At 67.5% G+C, this 20,620-nt stretch carries 18 protein-coding genes and 1 pseudogene; 11 read left to right on the top strand and 8 right to left on the bottom strand.

All coding sequences use genetic code 11. The features are described 5' to 3' along the window. Nucleotides 1-28 precede the first annotated feature (28 nt). Nucleotides 29-2,023: a DEAD/DEAH box helicase gene (locus EV650_RS28735; RefSeq protein WP_134122083.1), complete on the bottom strand. Its 1,995-nt coding sequence runs from the start codon at nucleotides 2,021-2,023 to the stop codon at nucleotides 29-31. 340 nt (nucleotides 2,024-2,363) lie between these two features. Between EV650_RS28735 and soxR the strand changes: the two genes are divergently transcribed. Both soxR and snpA read left to right on the top strand, forming a co-directional pair. Then, nucleotides 2,364-2,840 carry a redox-sensitive transcriptional activator SoxR gene (gene soxR, locus EV650_RS28730; protein WP_134122082.1) on the top strand — a complete coding sequence of 159 codons (477 nt, stop codon included), beginning with the start codon at nucleotides 2,364-2,366 and terminating at the stop codon, nucleotides 2,838-2,840. 265 nt (nucleotides 2,841-3,105) lie between these two features. Continuing rightward, nucleotides 3,106-3,789, top strand: a complete 684-nt coding sequence (gene snpA / locus EV650_RS28725; protein WP_134122081.1) for a snapalysin — start codon at nucleotides 3,106-3,108, stop codon at nucleotides 3,787-3,789. 90 nt (nucleotides 3,790-3,879) lie between these two features. On the opposite strand, the gene EV650_RS28720 is transcribed toward snpA, so the two are convergent. Further along, nucleotides 3,880-4,464 carry a TetR/AcrR family transcriptional regulator gene (locus EV650_RS28720; RefSeq protein ID WP_238174504.1) on the bottom strand — a complete coding sequence of 195 codons (585 nt, stop codon included), beginning with the start codon at nucleotides 4,462-4,464 and terminating at the stop codon, nucleotides 3,880-3,882. 64 nt (nucleotides 4,465-4,528) lie between these two features. On the opposite strand from EV650_RS28720, the gene EV650_RS28715 reads away from it, so the two are divergent. Continuing rightward, nucleotides 4,529-5,491 carry an SDR family NAD(P)-dependent oxidoreductase gene (locus tag EV650_RS28715; RefSeq protein ID WP_134122080.1) on the top strand — a complete coding sequence of 321 codons (963 nt, stop codon included), beginning with the start codon at nucleotides 4,529-4,531 and terminating at the stop codon, nucleotides 5,489-5,491. Nucleotide 5,492: 1 nt separating this feature from the next. On the opposite strand, the pseudogene EV650_RS28710 reads toward EV650_RS28715, so the two are convergent. Continuing rightward, nucleotides 5,493-6,511: pseudogene (locus EV650_RS28710) on the bottom strand (LacI family DNA-binding transcriptional regulator). Between the two features lie 221 nt (nucleotides 6,512-6,732). Here EV650_RS28710 and EV650_RS28705 point away from each other — a divergent pair. Next, nucleotides 6,733-7,809 carry an ABC transporter ATP-binding protein gene (locus tag EV650_RS28705; RefSeq protein ID WP_134122079.1) on the top strand — a complete coding sequence of 359 codons (1,077 nt, stop codon included), beginning with the start codon at nucleotides 6,733-6,735 and terminating at the stop codon, nucleotides 7,807-7,809. 16 nt (nucleotides 7,810-7,825) lie between these two features. Here the strand turns inward: EV650_RS28705 and EV650_RS28700 are convergent, their stop codons facing one another. After that, nucleotides 7,826-8,806: a glycosyltransferase family 2 protein gene (locus tag EV650_RS28700; protein WP_134122078.1), complete on the bottom strand. Its 981-nt coding sequence runs from the start codon at nucleotides 8,804-8,806 to the stop codon at nucleotides 7,826-7,828. A 105-nt stretch (nucleotides 8,807-8,911) separates the two neighbouring features. On the opposite strand from EV650_RS28700, the gene EV650_RS28695 reads away from it, so the two are divergent. Next, nucleotides 8,912-11,437, top strand: a complete 2,526-nt coding sequence (locus EV650_RS28695) for a YfhO family protein (RefSeq protein WP_166678305.1) — start codon at nucleotides 8,912-8,914, stop codon at nucleotides 11,435-11,437. On the opposite strand, the gene EV650_RS28690 is transcribed toward EV650_RS28695, so the two are convergent. The 3 genes from EV650_RS28690 to EV650_RS28680 all read right to left on the bottom strand — a co-directional run bounded on the left by EV650_RS28690 (nucleotide 11,430) and on the right by EV650_RS28680 (nucleotide 13,982). After that, on the bottom strand, nucleotides 11,430-12,419 hold the full coding sequence (locus EV650_RS28690; RefSeq protein WP_134122076.1) for a DUF2705 family protein: 990 nt from the start codon (nucleotides 12,417-12,419) through the stop codon (nucleotides 11,430-11,432). The two genes, EV650_RS28695 and EV650_RS28690, sit on opposite strands and share 8 nt — an antisense overlap. Beyond that, nucleotides 12,419-13,339: an ABC transporter ATP-binding protein gene (locus EV650_RS28685; RefSeq protein ID WP_134122075.1), complete on the bottom strand. Its 921-nt coding sequence runs from the start codon at nucleotides 13,337-13,339 to the stop codon at nucleotides 12,419-12,421. The genes EV650_RS28690 and EV650_RS28685 overlap by 1 nt, the downstream gene beginning before the upstream one ends. 172 nt (nucleotides 13,340-13,511) lie before the next feature. Then, on the bottom strand, nucleotides 13,512-13,982 hold the full coding sequence (locus tag EV650_RS28680) for a nuclear transport factor 2 family protein (RefSeq protein ID WP_134122074.1): 471 nt from the start codon (nucleotides 13,980-13,982) through the stop codon (nucleotides 13,512-13,514). A 379-nt stretch (nucleotides 13,983-14,361) separates the two neighbouring features. Here EV650_RS28680 and EV650_RS28675 point away from each other — a divergent pair, with 379 nt between their 5' ends. The 6 genes from EV650_RS28675 (at nucleotide 14,362) to EV650_RS28650 (ending at nucleotide 19,111) form a co-directional block, all read left to right on the top strand. Further along, on the top strand, nucleotides 14,362-14,658 hold the full coding sequence (locus EV650_RS28675; RefSeq protein ID WP_134122073.1) for a metal-sensitive transcriptional regulator: 297 nt from the start codon (nucleotides 14,362-14,364) through the stop codon (nucleotides 14,656-14,658). A gap of 188 nt (nucleotides 14,659-14,846) precedes the next feature. Beyond that, a complete protein-coding gene (locus EV650_RS28670) occupies nucleotides 14,847-15,065 on the top strand; it encodes a heavy-metal-associated domain-containing protein (RefSeq protein ID WP_134122072.1) in 219 nt (72 codons plus the stop codon). Then, nucleotides 15,062-16,033 (top strand): DUF8832 domain-containing protein, encoded by a 972-nt coding sequence (locus EV650_RS28665; RefSeq protein WP_134122071.1) that lies wholly within the window; start codon nucleotides 15,062-15,064, stop codon nucleotides 16,031-16,033. Before EV650_RS28670 ends, EV650_RS28665 begins: the two co-directional genes overlap by 4 nt. Then, on the top strand, nucleotides 16,026-18,242 hold the full coding sequence (locus EV650_RS28660; RefSeq protein WP_134122070.1) for a heavy metal translocating P-type ATPase: 2,217 nt from the start codon (nucleotides 16,026-16,028) through the stop codon (nucleotides 18,240-18,242). The genes EV650_RS28665 and EV650_RS28660 overlap by 8 nt, the downstream gene beginning before the upstream one ends. A 51-nt stretch (nucleotides 18,243-18,293) precedes the next feature. Next, the gene (locus EV650_RS28655) at nucleotides 18,294-18,575 is read left to right on the top strand and encodes a hypothetical protein (RefSeq protein ID WP_134122069.1); all 282 of its coding nucleotides are present in this window, start codon (nucleotides 18,294-18,296) and stop codon (nucleotides 18,573-18,575) included. Beyond that, nucleotides 18,572-19,111 (top strand): hypothetical protein, encoded by a 540-nt coding sequence (locus EV650_RS28650; protein ID WP_134122068.1) that lies wholly within the window; start codon nucleotides 18,572-18,574, stop codon nucleotides 19,109-19,111. The genes EV650_RS28655 and EV650_RS28650 overlap by 4 nt, the downstream gene beginning before the upstream one ends. Here the strand turns inward: EV650_RS28650 and EV650_RS28645 are convergent. Continuing rightward, the gene (locus EV650_RS28645; RefSeq protein WP_134122067.1) at nucleotides 19,079-20,620 is read right to left on the bottom strand and encodes a glycoside hydrolase family 13 protein; all 1,542 of its coding nucleotides are present in this window, start codon (nucleotides 20,618-20,620) and stop codon (nucleotides 19,079-19,081) included. The two genes, EV650_RS28650 and EV650_RS28645, sit on opposite strands and share 33 nt — an antisense overlap.

The following is a 20,620-nucleotide window of genomic DNA, read 5'->3' as shown; positions in this document are numbered from 1 at the left end:
TTTCACAGGGAATCAGGGCCGAGTTTACTCAGTGCTGGTACGACTTGCCGTCGGTACGACGCGGGCCGCCGTTGCTGCGGCGCGGTCCGCTGCTGCCGCGGTTGTCGCCGCGACCCGGACGGCCGCTACCGAACCGCTTGCCGCCGCCACCCTTGCTGAAGCGCTGCGGCTTCGGGGCCGGGAGCTTCACCGGGTAGCCGGACGGCTTGGTACCGCCGGTCAGCTCGGTGACCAGCTCGTCGCCCGGACGGGCCCGAACCGGCTCGGCCTTGACGCCGGCGGACTCCGCCATCCGGATCATCCCGCGCCGCTGGTGCGGCAGCAGGAGCGTGACGACGGCACCCTTGCCACCGGCACGCGCCGTACGACCGGCACGGTGCAGGTAGTCCTTGTGCTCGGCCGGCGGGTCAGCCTGGACGACCAGGCCGACGTCGTCGACGTGGATGCCGCGGGCCGCGACATCCGTTGCCACCAGCACCGGAACCGAGCCGTCCTTGAACTGGTCCAGCGTCTTGTTCCGCATGCCCTGGGTCAGGCCGCCGTGCAAGGCCGCGGCCATCACGCCGCGGTCGCGCAGCTGCGTCGCGATCCGGTCGGCACCCAGCTTGGTCCGGACGAACACGATGGTCCGGCCGTCCCGGCTGGCCAGCTCGGCCGTCAGGGACTGCTTGTGCGCCGGCTCGATCACGAGCAGGTGGTGCTCCATCGTGCTGACCGTCGCCTGGCCGGACTCGGTCGAGTGCTGCACCGGGTCCTTCAGGTAGGTCTTCACGATCTTGTCGACGTCGTTGTCCAGCGTCGCGGAGAACAGCAGGCGCTGACCCTCCGGCGGCGTCATGTCCAGCAGCGTGGTGACGGCCGGCATGAAGCCCATGTCGCACATGTGGTCGGCCTCGTCGAGTACTGCGACCTCAACGGCGCCGAGGTCGGCCGCACCCTGCTCGCACAGGTCGATCAGGCGGCCCGGGGTGGCGATCAGCAGGTCGACACCCCGACGCAGCGACTCGATCTGCTTCGGGTACGGGAGACCGCCGGCGATCAGCTTCAGCGACACGTTCATCACGTGCGCCAGCGGCTCGAGGGCGTCGTGCACCTGCATCGCCAGCTCGCGGGTCGGGACCAGGATCATCCCGCGCGGACGGCGCGACTCGGTGTGACCGCCGGACAGCCGCATCAGCGTCGGAAGCCCGAAGCCGAGGGTCTTGCCGGAGCCGGTCTGGCCACGGCCGAGCACGTCCCGGCCGGCCAGCGCGTCCGGGATGGTCGCGGTCTGGATCGGGAACGGCGCGGTGATGCCGTCACGAGCCAGGCGCTGTACCAGCCGCGGCGCGATACCGAGGGCGGCGAACTGGTTGTCGTCAGCAACGGTGCCGAGGTCGATCACCGGCTCTTCGCGACGAATCGGCTCACCCCGGCGCTCTTCCTGCGACGGACGCCGTACGAACGGCTTGTCGTCCCGACGGTACGACGAACGGTCGTCGGAACGCGGCCCACGGTCGTCCTGCCGGTACTGCGGGCGGTCGGTCCGGTCGTCCCGGTTGAAACGCGGACGCTCGGTCCGGTCACCCTGCGGACGGTCGTCGCGACGGTACTGCGGACGGTCGGTGCGCTCGGCGGCCCGCGGGTACTGCTTGCCGTCGCGCTCGGTCCGCGCGTACGGCCGGTCGCCGCGGTTCTGCTGCGGGCGGTCGTCACGACGGAACGCGGGACGGTCGTCGCGGGCGTTACCGGCGTACGGGCGCTCGGTCCGCTCGTAACGCGGCCGCTCGTCGCTGCTGCGGTCGTCGGAACGGACCGGACGGTCGTCGCGGCTGCGGTCCGGGCGTGCCTGCTCGGCGCGGTAACCCTTCACCACTGGCTTCGAGTCTTCGCGAACCACTGGCTTGGGGTCCTCGCGCGGAGCGTCATAGGTCGCATCGGCGGCGAGGCGCTCGCCGTACGACTGGTTCTGGTACTTCTTGTGTCGGGGCTTCTTGATCCGCCCGTCAGCGGACTCGGAGTCGGGCTGGTGGTGCTGGGTCACGCAAACTCTCTCTCGGATTCACGGACGATTGGCGCCGGATCGCAGCCGCAGCGAAGGTCCGGTCACGAAACATGACCGGACTACGTGCTCAGCAGGAGACGGGCATCGACCTGCGGGTGCTATCGCGTTGCACCCATGTCGCCGGAATCTCAGCGGATGCTGAAACCGACGGGTCGGAGCGCCTGGGAACATCTCTGGTGACGCGACGCGCGCACCGACACCAAGAAAGTATACCCGAACCGAGGGCGTACCCCGACCACGCAGACCATCACCCCTACTGGTCTGCCGGTTGCAGTTCAAGGGCGGTTGAGTTTTTGGTGTGCCGTTCTAGGGTGGCGGCATGGGAGAGGTGAACGTCCCGAGCAAGGAGCATTGGCTCTCGATCGGGGAGATCGCACAGCGATCCGGAGTGGCGGCGTCGGCGTTGCGGTTCTACGAGGACCAGGGTCTGATCGCGTCCCGGCGTACGGCCGGCAACCAGCGTCAGTACCAGCGGAGCACCCTGCGACGGGTCGCCTTCGTCCAGGCGGCCCAGCGGGTCGGTCTCGCGCTCGCCGAGATCAAAGGGGCCCTCGACTCACTTCCCGAGGACCGTACGCCGACGCGTGCCGACTGGAGCAAGCTGTCGAAGTCCTGGCGCAGCCGCCTCGACGACCGGATCGCCGAGCTCGAGCGCCTCCGCGACGACCTGGACACCTGTATCGGCTGCGGCTGCCTCAGCCTCCAGCGCTGCAACCTCTACAACAAGGACGACCGGCTCTCCACCCGAGGCCCCGGCGCCCGCCTCCTCAACGTCGGCATCCCCGGCGAGGCGTAAGAGCTACAGGAGCCCACGCTCGACGACGCCGACAAGCATCTCGGCGGCGGCCGCCGCGTCGACCGCCGACGCGACCGCCTCCACCAGCGTCGAACTCATAGCGCGAGGGTTATGGCCGGCATAGAACGGCGGTCGGGATACGCGGGTTATCCCCTGGGTTTTCCGCGATGTGATGCGGAAATCCGAGGCGCTTGGGAGCATCCGATGGTGGCGATCGGTAATCCGCCCGTCGCTATCCGCCACCGATCCGGAGTGAGGCCCTCCCATGTCGCATCGCCGTATCCTGAGCAGTCTCGCGGGGCTTGCCGCCGCCGCTTTGGCTGTGCCCGCGTTTGCAGCGTCCCCCTCGACTGCCGCGCCGGCCACCGATTCACACGTCTCCACCGCCGCCAGCCGTGCGGCGTACGTCGGCTCGCCGCAGGACGAAGCCGCCAGCAAGGCGTTCTATGACGCCGTGATGAAGTCCGCCCACGCCAAGATGGCCAAGCAGGCCAAGGCCGGCCAGAAGGTCACGGCCGTCACCGTCACGTACGCCGTCGACGCGCCGAGCTTCGCGTCCCAGATCGCGTCCAGCTCGTCGATCTGGAACTCGCATGTCAGCAACGTGAAGCTCGTCGAGGGCAGCAACTACGACTTCTACTACACCGAGGGCAACGACCCGCGCGGTTCGTACGCGTCCACCGACGGTCACGGCAGCGGCTACGTCTTCATCGACTACGCCCAGGCGCAGGAGTACGACTCGACCCGGATCACCGCCCACGAGACCGGCCACGTGCTCGGCCTGCCGGACCACTACTCCGGTCCGTGCTCCGAGCTGATGTCCGGCGGCGGCCCCGGCCCGTCCTGCACCAACCCGAACCCGGACGCCACCGAGGTCTCCAAGGTGAACGCCCTCTGGGCCAACGGCAAGACCAGCCTCCCGGCTGCCGCCTTCCACACCTCTAAGTAGGCCCTAACAAACCTCCGGCCCGGAGCCGCCCGGCAGGGGACGGTTTCCGGGCCGGAGCTGGTTCGTCACAGGACCAGGTTCGGAGCCGGTTCAGGACGCGACCTGCAGAATGAGATCGATCGCGACCGTCATCCGCCGGCGGTACTCCTCGCGGGAGTCGGTCTGGTGCTTGATGCCGATCGAGGTGCTGATGAGGGTCTGAGTAACAGCTCGGGCGCGCTTGGCGTCCAATGCCTCCGCGACCGCCCCGGCCAACAGCCGCTCGAAGCGTCCCGGAGCCGCGGTGGCAACAGGCCCGAGTAGCTCCGGACTCGCCTCGATCAGAACAGGAATCTCCCGAGTCATGGGTCCGACGTACCGCCCCGCCCAGTGGTCGAAGGCGTCCAGGACTCGCCGGTCCAGCCGACGGGACGAGTCGGACAGCGCACGCTCACAGGCCGCGAGGTCCCGGCTCAGCGACTGTTCGACCGCCGCGCGGAAGAGCTCGTCCTTGGCTTCGAACCAGGAGTAGAGCGTGGGTCGGGAGACACCGGCCGCCCGCGCGACCTCGCTGAGCGAGGTCTTCTGGTAGCCGAAGCGCGCGAACGTCGCCAGCACGCTGTCGAGCACCGCCTCCCGACGACGGCCGGCACGGCTGGGTGCGGACACCGCCTCGGCAGGATCTCTGCGACTCACCGGCCCAGCATAGTCTTCCACTGAACAAACTTTACAGATTTGGTCAGAGTTGTAAGGTCAAGGCATGCCTCTGATCAGCACGTCGTTCAACGCCGACAGCACCGCGGACGACGTGCTGCTCGGCATCGACCTCACCGGCGCACGGGCCGTCATCACCGGCGCGTCGTCCGGCCTGGGGGCCGAAACCGCGCGCGCACTCACGGCCGCCGGCGCGGAGGTGACCATCGCCGTCCGGAACAAGGCAGCCGGAGACGCTGCCGCGGCCGCCATCGCGAGCACCACCGGCAGACCCCGGCCACGGGTCGTGCAGCTCGATCTCGCCGATCTCCGCAGCGTGCGACGGTTCGTCCGCGAGTGGGACGGCGTACTGCACCTGCTCGTCAACAACGCCGGAGTCGTCACGGGTGGGCTCGAGCGAACACCGGTGGGCTGGGAGTGGCAGTTCGCGGTCAACCATCTTGGGCATTTCGCGCTCGCCACCGGACTGCGCGATGCCTTGGCCGACGGCGCGGCCGGCCACGGCGGGAGCCGGGTGGTGTCCGTCAGTTCGACGGCCCACATGCGGGCGGGAATCGACTTCGGCGACCTGCACTTCGAGCGCCGGGAGTACGACCCGCAACTCGCCTATGCCCAGTCGAAGACGGCGAACTCCCTGTTCGCAGTCGAAGCCGCACGCCAGTGGACCGCGGACGGGATCGTCGTCAACGCGGTCAACCCGGGAGGCGTCACGACCGGCCTGCAGCGAAACTTCACGACGCAGCAGCGAGCTTCCCTCGCCGCAGCCGAGGCCGCGGGCACCTTCACCTACAAGACCGTCGCGCAGGGCGCCGCCACCACGGTGGTCGCCGCGGTCGCACCGCAGTTCGCCCGCTCGGGAGGCCACTACCTCGACGACTGCCAGGAGGCGTACACCGTGCCGGACGACGCGAGCCTCGCCGACCATCCGCACGGCGTGAAGGCGTGGGCACTGGACCCCGAGACCGCCGCCCGGCTGTGGGCAGTGTCCGGACGACTGGTTCAGCAGTGAATCAGCGCGCCGGCCCGGTCGATCCACGGACGACGAGTTCCGGCCGGAAGAGGAACTCGGTATGAGGAGTCGCGTGACCGCGGACCTCTTCAAGCAGGGACTGCACAGCAGCTAGCCCCATCGCCTGCACCGGTTGGCGAATCGTGGTCATCGGCGGATCCGTGAACTCCATCATCGGAGCGTCGTCATAACCGACAACCGAGAAATCACCAGGTACTGCGAGACCGCGCTGCCGGGCGGCCCGGATCACACCGAGCGCCATCATGTCCGAGCCGCACACGACCGCTGTGACCCCAGCGTCGAGCAGTTGACGGCCGGCCGCTTCACCGCCCTCCACGCCGAACATGCTCAAGGCAACCAACGGATCCAGGTCCTCGTCCGACAACCCCAGCTGAGCCTTCATCGAGGTCCGGTACCCGGTCAGCTTCCGCTGTACGACGATGAACCGCTCCGGCCCGGAGGCGAACCCGATCCGCCGGTGGCCGAGGGCAACCAGGTGCGTGACCGCCTGCTCCATCGCGGCGTACTCGTCCGACGACACGAACGGCGCCTCGACGGACGGCAGCCAGCCGTTCACGAACACCACCGGCAGCCGCCGGTCGACCAGAGCCTGATAGCGCTCGTGGTCCGCTCCGGTGTCCGCGTGCAGGCCGGATACGAAGATGATCCCGGAGACGCCGCGCTCCAGCAGCATCTCGACGTACTCCTCCTCCGTCGCGCCGGACGGCGACTGCGTGCAGAGCACCGGGGTGAAGCCGCGCTGCGACAGCGCCGACTCGATCACCTGCGCGAACGCCGGGAAGATCGGGTTGATCAGCTCCGGCATCACCAGCCCGATCAGCCCCGCCGAGCGCCGCCGCAACCTGGTCGGCCGTTCGAACCCCAGTACGTCGAGTGCGGTGAGAACAGACTGCTTCGTATCGTCCGCGACCCCGGTTTGCCGTTCAGCACCCGCGAGACCGTCGCCTCACTGACCCCCGCCTTGGCCGCGATGTCCGCCAGCCGTGCTCTGCTACTCACGCCCGGCACTGTACCGAGCTACCCCTGACATTTCAGCAAGATCCTGCAAGAACTTGCAGGATGCACACAGGTGTCCACAACGTGAACAGAACGGACATGTCACACGCCGGATGTCTTGTCAGGACGTGCGGGCCCGGGGAGGATAGGCGCACTCCCCCGGCTTGGGGGGCCTTTACTCGGATCGTCCGGCACGTTCCTGCCGGTGAAGGGAAAGATTCGTCATGGCTACTGTCTCTTTCAAGGCGGCAACCCGGGTGTACCCGGGCTCTGACACTCCCGCCGTCGACAAGCTCAACCTCGAGATCGAGGACGGCGAGTTCATGGTGCTCGTCGGCCCATCGGGTTGCGGCAAGTCCACCTCGCTCCGGATGCTCGCCGGCCTCGAAGAGGTCAACGAGGGTTCGATTTACATCGGCGACCGCGACGTCACGCACCGCCCGCCGAAAGAGCGCGACATCGCGATGGTGTTCCAGAACTACGCGCTCTACCCGCACATGTCGGTCGCGGACAACATGGGCTTCGCGCTGAAGATGCAGGGCGTCTCCAAGGAAGACCGCGCCAAGCGCGTCATGGAGGCCGCCAAGCTGCTCGGCCTCGAGGAGTACCTGGACCGCAAGCCGAAGGCGCTCTCCGGTGGTCAGCGTCAGCGGGTCGCGATGGGTCGCGCGATCGTGCGTAACCCGCAGGTCTTCCTGATGGACGAGCCGCTGTCGAACCTCGACGCCAAGCTGCGCGTGCAGACCCGCACCCAGATCGCCGAGCTGCAGCAGCGTCTCGGCGTCACCACGGTGTACGTCACGCACGACCAGGTCGAGGCCATGACGATGGGCGACCGGGTCGCGGTCCTCAAGGACGGTCTGCTCCAGCAGGTCGACACCCCGCTGAACCTGTACGACGGCCCGAAGAACAAGTTCGTGGCCGGCTTCATCGGTTCGCCGGCGATGAACCTGCTGACCGCCGACATCGTCGAGGGTGGCGCCAAGGTCGGCGACTACACCATCCCGATCAGCCGCGACCTACTGGCCAAGGCCGGTAGCGACAAGACGCTGACCGTCGGCGTTCGTCCGGAGGCCTTCAAGGTCGCCGACGAGGGCCTGCCGGTCAAGGTCGCCGTGGTCGAGGAGCTCGGCGCCGACGCGTACCTCTACGGCACCACGGAGCACAGCGACCAGGCGCAGATCGTGGCCCGCATCGACGCCCGGATGACGGTCGAGAAGGGTTCGACCATCCGCCTGGCGGCGGTGCCGGACAAGCTGCACCTGTTCTCCACCTCCACCGAGGAGCGGCTCACCGCCTGATCCTCAGCAGCAGCAGTTACTGGCCCCGGGTGGTTCGTCCGCCCGGGGCCGGTGCTTTCTCTACCCGGCTCGAGGGGTCCATGTTGGTCTGCTTGAGCAGGTAGTGCGGCCGCTTCTTGGTCTCGTAGTAGATCCGGCCGATGTACTCGCCGATCACGCCGAGCATCACCATCTGCAGCCCGCCGAGCCCGGTGATCGCCGCGATCAGCGTGACGTACCCGGGCATGTCCACCCCGTGCAGAAGTGCCGCCACGAGCACCCAGATCGCGTAGCCGGCGGCGACCGCGGTCAGCAGCAGACCGACGTAGATCGCCATCCGCAACGGCTTGTTGTTGAAGGACAGCAGCCCGTCGAGGCCGTACTCCACCAACCGCCGGAACGTCCACCGACTCTTCCGATCCGGCGCCGCCTTCACGTTGTCGTACTCGAACAGGATCGACTCGAATCCGATCCAGGCGAACAGCCCCTTCGAGAACCGGTTGTACTCGTTCAGCTCGAGCAGCCCGTCGACCGCACGCCGCGACAGCAGCCGGAAGTCGCCGACCCCGTCCATCAACTCGACGTCGGCCCACTTGTTGATCAGCCAGTAGTAGGCCCGCGCGGCCAGCGTCCGGGTCGCCGGGTCGCCGGTCCGATTCCGCCGGGCGATCACCTGGTCGAAGCCGCGTTCGTACTCCGTCAGCATCCGGCCGATCAGTTCCGGTGGATGCTGCAGGTCCGCGTCCATGATCACGACCGCGTCGCCTCCTGCGTAGCGCAGGCCGGCCAGCATCGCGGCCTCCTTGCCGAAGTTCCGGCTGAAGGACAGGTAGCGGACCGATTCGTCGGTGGCTGCCAACTCGACGAGCGCCTCGAGCGTCCCATCAGTGCTGCCGTCGTCGACGTACAGGACCTCGTACGGCCGGCCGGTGGCGGTCAGCTCGTGGGTCAGGGCCTGATGGAACCGCGCGATGACCTCGACCTCGTTGTAACACGGCACCACCAGACTCAAACGCATCGTCGTCCCCATCCGCCCCAGTAGTTGATCACGATGCGATTGTTGTCCAGACCAGAATCACCGGTTAGTTTTGGCGACCAGGTGAACGGAGCGAAGGGGCGGCGCATGGTTTCCGAGGACGGCGATCCACCAGAAACTGTCCGGCGACGTACGGCGTTACTGCCAGCCGTCGTCGCCTTTGTCGTGGTGGCGGCTGTCTTCGCCACCTCCGGAATCATCCGCGGTACCTATCCCTTCGGTTCGCTGTCGCGCAGTACCAACGATCTTGGCACGCAGTACATCCCCTTCTTCGCCCACCTGTGGGACGTCCTGCACGGCCAGGCCCAAGGCGACCTGCTGTACAACTGGCAGAGCGCGTTCGGGGTCGGCTTCCTGGCCGACCTCGGTGTCGATCTCGGTAGCCCATTGTCCCTGCTGGTGGGGCTGTTCCCCCGCGACCAGATCGACCTGGCCGTCTACGTCATCACCACCCTGAAGCTCAGCCTGGCAGCGGCCGCGATGGCGGCCCTACTGATGAAGATGCGTCCCGGCCCCCGTTGGGTTGCAGCAATGCTCGGCGTGTCGTACGGAGTTTGCGGCTGGGCCCTCGACGACGGATCGTACGTGCCGATGTGGCTGGACGGCCTGATCGCGTTGCCGATGTTCTTCATGGTCGCGGAGTGGTCACTGCGCCGGACCAACCGGCTGCTCAGTGTGCTGGTCGTCGCCGTCTTCTGGCTGTCCAACTTCTACACCGCCTACATGGCAACGATCGCGGGTGGAATCTATCTGCTCGCCCGGCTGCTGACCAGCGACCTCAAGTGGTCCCTGCGGCTGCGGGCGATCGTCCGGCACGGCATCTCGTTCGTGCTCGGCATGGCCCTGGTCGCGCCCATCCTGCTACCGATCATCACCACCAACCGCGCCGCAACGCCGTCGCCGTCCGGGATCTTCCACGCGTCCCCGCTGGACCTGTTCCTCTCCCGGTTGCTGCCGCTGACCGAGGGCGTAGGCCGAACCGCCAGCTTGTACGTCGGAACTGTTGCCCTCCTGCTCGCGCTGACGCTGCCGTTCAACAAGTTCGTACCCTGGCTGACGAAGACGGTGTGGGTGATCACGACCGTCCTGATCGCGCTGTCCATCCGGTGGGCGCCGACACAGAAGTTCTGGCACGCGTTCGACACCCCGAACGGCAGTCAGTATCGCGAGGCCTTCGTGCTCTGCGGTGTGATCGTGGTGGTCGCCTGGGCCTCCGTGGCTCATCGACTGCCTGGACCGCTTGCTCTGGTGGGCGGCGGTGCGCTCCTGGTGCTGATCGCCGTACTGTCCAACGGCAGTCCGCTGCTCAGCGATCACTCGATGTTCGTGCTGATCGTCTCCGGAGCGGTGACTTTGGTTGCGTTCGGCACCATTTGGACGCTGCGCCGATTCCCGAAGACGCGGCGGATCAAGTGGCCGGTGGCTGCCGCGTTCGCCGTACTGCTGGTGGTTGTGGCGGTGGAGACCACGTGGACCGCGGTGATCACCGACCAGTACCGCAGCAAGGTGCTGGGCGCCTCGGCGGCTCCGTGGGACGACAAGCAGACCGCGCGGTTCGACGCACTTCGGGAGGCCGGCGGGTGGCCGAAGTACCGGACCGAGCCGGGTACGTCGATCACGCCGAACGACCCGATTCTCCTTGGTGGACAGGGCGCCGGGCTGTACAGCAGCCTGTTGCCGCACACAATCAACGAGACGCTGACCGGCCTCGGCTTCGGCTGGTCCGGGTACGGTCGCGCGTCGCGGACCCTCGACAACCCGGTCACCGACGCGATCTTCTCGGTCGGGGCGCGGATGCGGCTCGTCGGCGACGGTGAACCGCAGATCACGAAGTACGAGGCGCCACCGCTCGTCACGGTACGGCGGCGACTCGGCGCGCCGGTCGCTGCCGACTTCAATGCCCCGAACGCGTACGCCACCCAGGAGCGACTGCTCGGGTCCAAGGTGTACGAAGTCCCGGAGTACAAAGGCACCCGGTTCGAGACCGGTGACGTCAAGCTGGTCGCAACTTGCAAGCCCGGCTCGTCGGCGTACCTGTTCATGCCGCGGGTCGGCGGCCGGGCACGGCTGGCCGGCGGACGGTGGTGGGACCTGAGCGCGACCCGCCGGCCCGGGATCAACACGAGCAGCGCGATGATCGGGCTCGGCACCGTACCGAAGACCGGGGTCGTGCTGATCGAGCTCAACTTCGGCGAGGACCCGCAGGGCATTCCGCCGAAGAACGCGATCGGTTGCCTCGACCAACGAGCGCTCGCCACCACGATCCGGCGGCTGCGGGACAGCGGGGCGACGGATGTCGAGGCCAGTGGCCATGCGATCCACGCAACGCTGCGGCCGGGCAGCAAGGGGTACGCGATCGTCGCCGTACCGAAGATCGACGGCTGGCTCTGTTCGACTGGGGAGGGTTCGGTCGGCGGCGGCAAGGCGCAGGTCCCGCGGGACTACGGCGGCCTGATCGCCATCCCACTGACGGGTACGGCGGACCGCATCGACTGCACGTTCGTCCCACCGGGTCTGCGTCGCGGCCTGGCCATCGGTGCGGCCGCCGCCGTACTCACGCTCGGGATCGCGTTGATCGGCGCGTTCAGACGGCGACGGCGCGCAGCTAGTTGACGTCGCGGCGGTGGAAGACCCATCCGCCGATCAAGACCATGACAACGGCCAGAGTGGCCAGGTACCAGGCGCCGTGCTCGAAGGTGAGTGTCTTCACGACGGACTCACAGCCGTAGCTGCCGTCGTTGCCGGACTTGCACTCGGTGACGTAGTACTGCGCGTCGTGGCGGACGAAGGCGTCGAAGTTGACCCTCACCAGCCACGGCTGGGCCTTCTCCAGGAACGCGGCGAACACGCCCTCGGCGAGGACCAGGTACGCCATCACCACACCGATCGCGGCGGCCGTGTGCCGCAGCAACAGGCCGACGACGCAGCCGAGCACGGCCGCCAGTGCGGTCGTCACGACGGCCCGGCCGCCGATCGCGCTCAGATCTCCCCAGGTATGGCCGGTCACACCCGCGGTGTCGCCGAGCCGGTCGACGATCAGGAACGTGCCTAGGAGAACAATCGCCAGCGTCACCGCGGCGATCGGCACGAACCCGGTCGCAGCCGCGAGCAGCTTGCTCCCGTACACCCGGAGCCGGCGCGGCTCGAACGTCAACCAGTTGCCGATGGCACCGGAACTGAACTCCGCGCCGATGAAGCTGGCTCCGATCAGGAACGCGGCGAAGGCCAGGAAGTACGACGATCCCTGCAGCAGGTCCGGCATGATCTCGGCGAACACGGTCTTCGGTTTGCCGAAGTCCTCGAGCTTGGGCTCCGGATACGCACACATGTCCTCGAGCGTCGGCTTCGGGTCAGGCTGGGTCTTCCAGTCCGCCTCGCACTGCTGCCGGTTCACGGCCGCGTTGTCGACCCAGTCCTTGTGCGCCAGCTCGAACTGCTGCTGCGCCCGCTGCTGCTCGACCGTGGACAGCGGCCGCGCGTTGAACCAGGTCGCGGTGAGCAGCATCACGGTGATCACGAACAGCCCGGCGAGGCCGACGATAGTGAGCCGGCGCGCGGTCAGCCGACGAAGCTCAACCTTGGTGAGGCGGATCATCACAGGCCCTCGCCTTCGGTCAGCTCGAGGAACACAGACTCCAGGTCGGCACGGACCGGGACCAGCTCGGACACGTACAACTCCTGGTGGGCAAGGCGACGAGTCACGTCGGCGGGCTCGGGCGCGCCTTCGACCAGCAGGTAGTTGCCGTCGGCCCGCACAGTCATCCCGGCCGCGGTCAGGATCCGGGTCGCGGCCTCATGGTTGGCGACGGCAACTTTCACTGTTGGCGCCGCGCCCCCACCGATCACCTCGGCGACAGTGCCCGAGGCAAGCAACCGGCCGTGGCCGATGATCGACACGGTATCGGCGACCTGCTCGACCTCGGCCAGGATGTGACTGCTCACCAGCACGGTCTTGCCCCGGTCGCCGAGACCGCGCATCGTCTCGCGAATCTCCCGGATACCAGCCGGGTCGAGACCGTTGGTCGGCTCGTCGAAGATCAGCAGATCGGGATCCTTGAGCAGCGTGGCGGCGATCGCCAGCCGCTGCTTCATGCCCAGCGAGTACGAGCGAAACCGATCGTTGCCGCGCTCACCGAGCGAGGTCTGGTCAAGCACTTCACCGACTCGCGTCCGTGGGGCGCCGATCGCTTCGGCTAGCAGCTCGAGGTTCTTCCGGCCGGTGAACGCCGGAAAGAACTTCGGCGACTCCACGATCGCCCCGACCCGGCCGACTACCTCCGGCAGCTGGGCCGGCACCGTCTTGCCGAAGACCGTCATCGTCCCGGCATCGGAGCGAACCAACCCGAGCAACATCCTGATCGAGGTCGTCTTCCCAGATCCATTCGGGCCTAGGAACCCGTGCACGCCGCCGGCTGGTACGTCTAGGTCGAGGCCCTGGACCGCGACCACCTTGCGTCCCCGCCGGGTCCGGTACGTCTTACGCAACCCACGCGTACTGATGGCCACGTCGGACATCCACGCCCCTTTCGTCAGTCAGCAGACGCACAGCGTGACAGGTTTGTTCGGGCGAACGTGGTCCGCCCACGCGCGTCGTCGAGGTGAGCGTCGTGGGTGGTGGAGGTGGTCTGTCCGAGGCGTGTTTCGTCGGGCGAGGCGTGGTGGGTGGTTGCTGTCGTTGGGGCCGTAGTCAGAGGCCTAGCTCGGTGAGCCCGGGGTGGTCGTCTGGGCGCTGACCTGGCGCGTCCCAGTGGAACAGGCGGTCGGACTCCGCGATCACCTGGTCGTTGATGCTGGCTCGCCGTACCCGCATCAACCCGTTCTCGTCGAACTCCCAGTTCTCGTTGCCGTGTGAGCGGTACCACTGGCCGGCCGCATCGTGCGACTCGTAGACGAACCGAACCGCGATGCGGTCGTCGGTGAAGGCCCACAGCTCCTTGATCAGCCGGTAGTCCAGCTCGCGCGCCCACTTCTGGGTCAGAAACTCGACGACCTCGGCCCGGCCGTTCACGAAGACGTCTCGGTTCCGCCAGTAGGTGTCGGGCGTGTAGGCGAGCGAGACTGCCTGCGGATCCTGCTTGTTCCAGGCGTTCTCCGCAGCGCGGACCTTTTGGACAGCTGTCTCGCGGGTGAACGGGGGCAAGGGGGGACGAGCGTTCACGACCAACTCCTTCGGTTGCCGGCAGGATCGGTTCAATCTTGGATCAGATCCGGCGGAAATGCGATCAGCTTGCCAACTCGCCACGGACCTAGACCGCAGCGGCCTTCACCACGTCCAGCTTCACACCGCACGTCCGCCAAGTACTCACCGCGAGCGGCAACTCGCCAGACCGGCGATAAGGCGGCGGCAGCCGGAGGGTGGGCGGGAGCGGGTGCGCCGAGGAGCGCCGCGACGAGAGGCGACCGCGTAGCACGCGTGGGGCAGACCACATCCGCACCAAATACCCCCTCTAGGTATTGAGCACGACTTGCATGCGATACCTGGAGGGGGTACCTTCTGGGTGTCGACATACCCCCGAGGGGTAGCTGAGGAGTTTGAGATGACCGACGAGCACGTACACGGGTACACCGCTGAGAAGAGCAGCCACTTGAAGCGGTTGCGGCGGATCGAGGGGCAGATTCGCGGTCTGCAGCGGATGGTCGAGGAGGATAAGTACTGCATCGACATCCTGACTCAGGTGTCGGCGGCCACGAAGGCGCTGCAGTCGTTCTCGCTCGAGCTGCTCGATGAGCACCTCTCGCACTGCGTGGTCGAGGCCGCGCAGAAGGGCGGCGCCGAGGCCGAGGAGAAGGTCCGCGAAGCCTCGGACGCGATCGCCCGCCTCGTCCGCAGCTGACCCGCAGCGAATGGCGGTGGTTGCGCACGACGGTCCGGCCTCCGTTCGCCGCCTGTTCATCACCCACGACCTGTCCGCGGTCGAGCAGCTGACCCGCCCCGTCCGCAGCCGACCCCGCCCCGTTCGCAGCTGATCTACCTAGTTCGCGGTTGATCTGTCTAGAACCACATCGAGCAAGGAGCAGTTATATGACCACCACCACGTACTCCGTATCCGGGATGACCTGCGCGCACTGCACTTCGGCGGTCACCGACGAGCTGAGCAAGCTTGCCGGTGTGCAGGAGGTGAAGATCGATCTCGTTGCCGGTGGTACCTCCGCGGTGCACGTGACGAGTGAGGCCGGGCTCGATGAGGCCGCCGTACGTGAGGCCGTCGACGAGGCGGGTTACGAACTGGCTGCGTCGTGAGCCGGGCCGCCGCGCTCCGGCTCGGCGCGTTCGCCGGTGTGCTCGCGCTCGCCTTCGGGGCGGCGTACGGCATCGGCTCCGCGGTTGACCCGATCGCGGCGGCAAAACCTGCCGATCAGCCGAACAGCATGAGCGACCCGAACAGCATGAGTGACATGGGCGGACACGATTCCGGCGGGCAAGGCGGGCAACTGCCCGGGCTCGCGGTCTCCGACGCCGGCTACACGTTCGCTCCGGCGCAGACGTTCTTCGCGTCCGGCACAAAGACCGGGTTGCGTTTCACGATCCAGGGACCGGACGGCAAACCGGTCACGCAGTACACGAAGACGCATGAGAAGGACCTGCATCTGATCGTGGTCCGGCGCGACCTGTCCGGCTTCCACCACATCCACCCGACGATGGCGGCTGACGGCACGTGGAGCATCCCGTTCACGTTCACCGCCGGCGGGACCTGGCGGATGTACGCCGACTTCCAGCCGGCCGGCCTCGACAAGAACATCACCCTCGGCACCGACGTGAACGTCTCCGGCCTCTACATCCCCGTCCCGCTGAACGATCCGGCGAGCAGCTACAGCATCCACGGGTACGACGTGACGCTGGCCGGCACCCCGGTCGCGGGCAAGGAGTCCGAGCTCACCTTCACGGTCAGCAAGCGCGGCAAGCCGGTCACCGACCTGCAGCCGTATCTAGGTGCCTTCGGCCACTTGGTCTCACTGCGCAGCGGTGACCTGGCCTACCTGCACAACCACCCGGCGCAGCACGCCGACGCCGGGATGAAGGGCGGCCCGTCGATCACCTTCATGACGACCTTCCCCACCGCGGGCACATACAGCCTGTTCCTGGACTTCCAGCACGCCGGCGCGGTGCACACGGCCGAGTTCACGGTCAAGGTCAGCTCGACCGGTACGACGATCGCGCCGCCCACCGCCGTACCAACTCACGCAGAGGAGGCACACGACCATGAGTAACCAGTCTGTCGAACTCATCATCGGCGGGATGACGTGCGCCTCCTGCGCCGCCCGCGTGGAGAAGAAGCTGAACCGGATGGACGGCGTCACGGCGACCGTCAACTACGCCACCGAAAAGGCGAAGGTGACGTACCCCGACAGCACCTCGACCGACGACCTGGTCGCCACGGTCGAGAAGACTGGCTACACAGCGGCTCTGCCGACGCCGGCCGTCGCTAAGGAAGCCGAGGAGTCCGATGAGCTCAAGCCCCTGCGAGAGCGGCTGATCGCGAGCATCGTGCTCGCGGTGCCGGTGGTCGCGTTCGGGATGATCCCGGCGCTGCAATTCGACTCATGGCAGTGGGCGTCGCTGACGTTGGCGTTCCCGGTGGTGACGTGGGCGGCCTGGCCGTTCCACAAGGCCGCCTGGACGAACCTGCGGCACGCGGCAACCACGATGGACACGCTGATCTCGCTCGGCGTGCTGAGCTCGTTCCTCTGGTCGCTGTACGCGTTGTTCATCGGCACCGCGGGCCAACCCGGCATGAAGATGCCGTTCACCCTGATCCCGTCCCGCGGCAGCGGAGCCGAGGAGATCTACCTCGAGGTCGCGACCGCCGTCACCACGTTCATCCTGGCCGGCCGGTACTTCGAAGCGCGTGCCAAGCGTAGATCCGGTGCCGCACTGCGGACCCTGCTGGAGCTGGGCGCCAAAGACGTTGCCGTACTGCGGGACGGGACCGAGACCCGGATCCCGGCCGACCAACTGGTCACGGGCGACGAGTTCGTCGTACGGCCCGGCGAGAAGATCGCCACCGACGGCGTGATCGTGACCGGGAGCAGCGCGGTCGACGCGTCGATGCTGACCGGCGAGTCCGTGCCGGTCGAGGTCAGCGCGGGGGACGCGGTCGTTGGTGCGACCGTCAATGCCGGCGGGCGGCTGATCGTCCGGGCGACTCGGGTCGGTGCGGACACGCAGCTGGCCCAGATGGCCCGGCTGGTTGAGGACGCGCAGAACGGGAAGGCCGAAGTACAGCGGCTGGCCGACAAGGTGTCCGGGTTCTTCGTGCCGATCGTGATCGGGTTAGCCCTTGCCACATTGGGGTTTTGGCTCGGGAACGGTTCGCCGGCGGAGGTCGCGTTCACGGCTGCGGTGGCCGTACTGATCATCGCCTGCCCGTGTGCGTTGGGATTGGCTACGCCGACCGCGCTGATGGTCGGGACCGGTCGCGGCGCGCAGCTGGGCATCCTGATCAAGGGGCCGGAGGTCCTGGAGTCCACCCGCCGGGTCGACACCGTCGTACTGGACAAGACAGGCACCGTGACCACGGGTCGGATGGAGCTGGTCGACGTACTGCTGGTTCCTGGTCAGGATCGGGCCGAGGTACTGCGGTTGGCCGGCGCGCTGGAGCATTCCAGCGAACACCCGATCGCGCAGGCCGTCGCCCGGGCCGCGTCGGAAGCCGGGAAGCTTCCCGAGGTCGAGGACTTCGGGAACGTCGAAGGCCTTGGTGTGCAAGGGATCGTCGACGGTCACGCCGTACTCGTCGGGCGGACGCGGCTACTGGACGAATGGAGCCAGCACCTGCCGGCAGATCTCGCACACGCGAAGGAGCACGCCGAGGCCGAGGGCAGTACGGCGGTGGCGGTCGGCTGGGACGGTGAGGCACGGGCCGTGCTGGTCGTCGCGGACACCGTCAAACCCACGTCCGTGCAGGCGATCCGGGAGCTTCGCGAGCTCGGGCTCCGACCGGTCCTGTTGACCGGTGACAACGAAGCGGTCGCGCTGAAGGTGGCCGGTGAGGTCGGCATCGACGAAGTGATCGCCGAGGTACTGCCGGCCGGCAAGGTCGACGCGGTGAAGAAGCTGCAGGACGAGGGCCGCGTGGTCGCTATGATCGGCGACGGCGTCAACGACGCGGCCGCCCTCGCCCAGGCCGACCTCGGACTGAGTATGGGCACCGGCACCGACGTGGCGATCGAGGCCAGCGATCTGACCCTGGTCCGCGGCGACCTTCGTGCCGCCGTCGACGCGATCCGCCTCTCCCGCAGCACCCTCCGCACCATCAAGGGCAACCTCTTCTGGGCCTTCGCCTACAACGTAGCCGCCCTCCCCCTGGCAGCCGCTGGCCTCCTCAACCCCATGCTCGCCGGCGCCGCGATGGCCTTCAGCTCGGTCTTCGTCGTCTCCAACAGCCTGCGACTGCGACGGTTCAAGTCCCTCAGCTGACCCCTTGACTCGCACGACGACCCGGTCGATCGTGCGAGTCAGGGGGCGCTGATGAAGACGACGGCTGACGACCGCGTGCTGCTATACACCCGGGTTCTGTCACTCTGCATCGTGCCGTTCCTGGTCGCGGGCTTCGCGATCCTGTACCTGCTACCTGAGCACACAGCACGGCTGTGGGCCTGGCCGCTCCACCCGACGATGACCGCGATGGTCCTCGCGTCGGCGTACCTCGGTGGCGCCTACTTCTTCGTTCGTGCGGTGTTCGAGCGACGGTGGCATGTCCTTGCCCCAGGCATGTTGTCGGTCGCGTTGTTCGCGACGCTGCCGGCGTGACGACGGTGCTGCACTGGAACAAGTTCAGCCATCACAACCCGGCGTTCTGGATCTGGTCGGCTCTGTACTTCGCCGCGCCCGTCCTCGTCTTCTCCGCCTGGCTGGCAAACCGCAGGTACGCCGACCCTGTGAGACGGGACGACGACCTGCTGCCACCCGCCATACGTGGGGTAGCCGGACTCGTCGGCGTACTCGCGCTGGCCCAGGGAGCCGCCATGTTCGGCTCACCCTCGACGTTCCTGGACCTGTGGCCGTGGACTCTCACTCCGCTGTCGTGCCGGACCCTCGCGGCCGTGTCGTGCCTGGGCGGCGCCGGTGCCTGGGCGTGGTGTGACGCCCGCTGGTCGACGCTCCGGCGGATGCTCGAGGTCGAACTGATCATGGTCGGCTCGATACTGCTCGCCGCGTTCCGTGCTCGCGACGAGCTCAACTCCGGGAAGCCACTTGCGTGGCCGTTGCTTACCGGATTCTGCTTGTTGTTCGTTGCCTCGATCGTTGCCTGGTCAGCGCAACCAGGCAGTCGTGTCCGAAGGTAGCTTCCCGTCGTCCAACGGAGTACTGGTCAGCAGCAGCTCGTCGTGTGCTGGGAGGGCGATGGGATCGGCGGTCAGGTTGGTGATGCAGGTCAGGCTCTCGCGGGCGAACGCGAGGACGCCGGGCTGGGAGTCCTGCCAGGTCAGCGTTCCGTCGCCGAGGTGGGCGCGACGGAGCCTCAGGCCCGTCCGGTAGAGGGTCAGCATCGAGTTCTGGTCGTCGTGCTGGGACTCGACGGTGAGGTTCTTCCAGTCGGCCGGTTGCGGAAGCCACGACGTACCTGCGCCGAAGCCGAACGGGGGCTCCTTGCCGGACCACGGTAGGGGCACTCGGCAACCATCTCGGCCGCGGTCGGTGCCGCCGGAGCGGGTGAAGATCGGGTCCTGGAGCAAGGCGTCCGGGAGGTCCTCGACCTCGGGGAGACCGAGTTCCTCGCCCTGGTACACGTACAGGCCGCCGGGCAGCGCCATCGCGAGCAGCGCAGCGGCTCGGGCTCGACGTTCACCGAGGACGAGGTCCGTGTGCATGCCGTGCTTGCGGTCCTGGTGCGAGAACGACGTGTCCGCTCGGCCGTACTTCGTCACCGGCCGGGTCACGTCGTGGTTCGACAGCACCCAGGTCGGCGGCGCGCCGATCGGGACGTGGGTGGACAACGTCAGGTCGATGGACGCACGCAGCTCGTCAGCCTCCCACGGGCGAGACAGGAAGTCGAAGTTGAACGCGGTCTGCATCTCGTCCGGGCGCAAGTACAGCGCGAATCGCTCCTGGTCCGGCATCCACATCTCCCCGACCAGGAACCGGCCCTCGTACTCGTCGGTGATCTGCCGCCAGCCCCGGTAAACCTCGTGCACCTCGTCGTGGTCGGTGTACGACTCCTCGACGCTGTCCAGGTCCTTGAACAGTACGGCGGCACTGTCGATCCGGATCCCGTCGACGCCACGGTCCAGCCAGAACCGGAGGATGTCGTGGAACTCCTCGACGACCTCGGGGTTGCGCCAGTTGAAGTCGGGCTGCTCGGGCGCGAACAGGTGCAGGTACCACTCGCCGTCCTCGACCTTGGTCCAGGCCGGGCCGTTGAAGATCGACTGCCATTCGTTGGGAGGACCATCGTTGACGCCGGCCCGGAACAGGAACCGCTCGCGCTCGACCGATCCCGGGCCGGCCCGCAGGGCCTGGACGAACCAGTCCTGCTGGTCCGAGCCGTGGTTCGGGACGATGTCGATGATCGTGCGGATGTTCAGCGCATGTGCTTCCGCGATGTACGCCTCAGCCTCGGCCAGGGTGCCGAACGCCGGGTCGATCGCGCGGTAGTCGGCGACGTCGTACCCACCGTCGGCCATCGGCGATGGGTACCACGGGTTCAGCCAGATCGCATCCACACCGAGCTCGGCCAAGTATGGCAACTTGGCGCGCAACCCAGCCAGATCCCCGATCCCGTCACCGTTGCCATCGGCAAAGCTCCGCAAGTAGACCTGGTAGATCGCTGCTCCGCGCCACCATTCGTCGGCCAT

Source organism: Kribbella kalugense (assembly GCF_004365875.1).
In the GTDB taxonomy this organism is placed as follows: domain Bacteria; phylum Actinomycetota; class Actinomycetes; order Propionibacteriales; family Kribbellaceae; genus Kribbella; species Kribbella kalugense.
Note: the sequence above shows the minus strand (reverse complement) of the source record. Positions and strands in the feature narration are given on the sequence as shown.

Coding starts and splice junctions, on each gene's coding strand:
- EV650_RS28700 (WP_134122078.1), bottom strand. CDS start 8,806: ATGCGTTTGAGTCTGGTGGTGCCGTGTTACAACGAGGTCGAGGTCATC.
- EV650_RS28670 (WP_134122072.1), top strand. CDS start 14,847: ATGACCACCACCACGTACTCCGTATCCGGGATGACCTGCGCGCACTGC.
- soxR (WP_134122082.1), top strand. CDS start 2,364: ATGGGAGAGGTGAACGTCCCGAGCAAGGAGCATTGGCTCTCGATCGGG.
- EV650_RS28685 (WP_134122075.1), bottom strand. CDS start 13,339: ATGTCCGACGTGGCCATCAGTACGCGTGGGTTGCGTAAGACGTACCGG.
- EV650_RS28660 (WP_134122070.1), top strand. CDS start 16,026: ATGAGTAACCAGTCTGTCGAACTCATCATCGGCGGGATGACGTGCGCC.
- EV650_RS28675 (WP_134122073.1), top strand. CDS start 14,362: ATGACCGACGAGCACGTACACGGGTACACCGCTGAGAAGAGCAGCCAC.
- EV650_RS28655 (WP_134122069.1), top strand. CDS start 18,294: ATGAAGACGACGGCTGACGACCGCGTGCTGCTATACACCCGGGTTCTG.
- EV650_RS28645 (WP_134122067.1), bottom strand. CDS start 20,620: ATGGCCGACGAATGGTGGCGCGGAGCAGCGATCTACCAGGTCTACTTG.
- EV650_RS28715 (WP_134122080.1), top strand. CDS start 4,529: ATGCCTCTGATCAGCACGTCGTTCAACGCCGACAGCACCGCGGACGAC.
- EV650_RS28705 (WP_134122079.1), top strand. CDS start 6,733: ATGGCTACTGTCTCTTTCAAGGCGGCAACCCGGGTGTACCCGGGCTCT.
- EV650_RS28695 (WP_166678305.1), top strand. CDS start 8,912: ATGGTTTCCGAGGACGGCGATCCACCAGAAACTGTCCGGCGACGTACG.
- EV650_RS28690 (WP_134122076.1), bottom strand. CDS start 12,419: ATGATCCGCCTCACCAAGGTTGAGCTTCGTCGGCTGACCGCGCGCCGG.
- snpA (WP_134122081.1), top strand. CDS start 3,106: ATGTCGCATCGCCGTATCCTGAGCAGTCTCGCGGGGCTTGCCGCCGCC.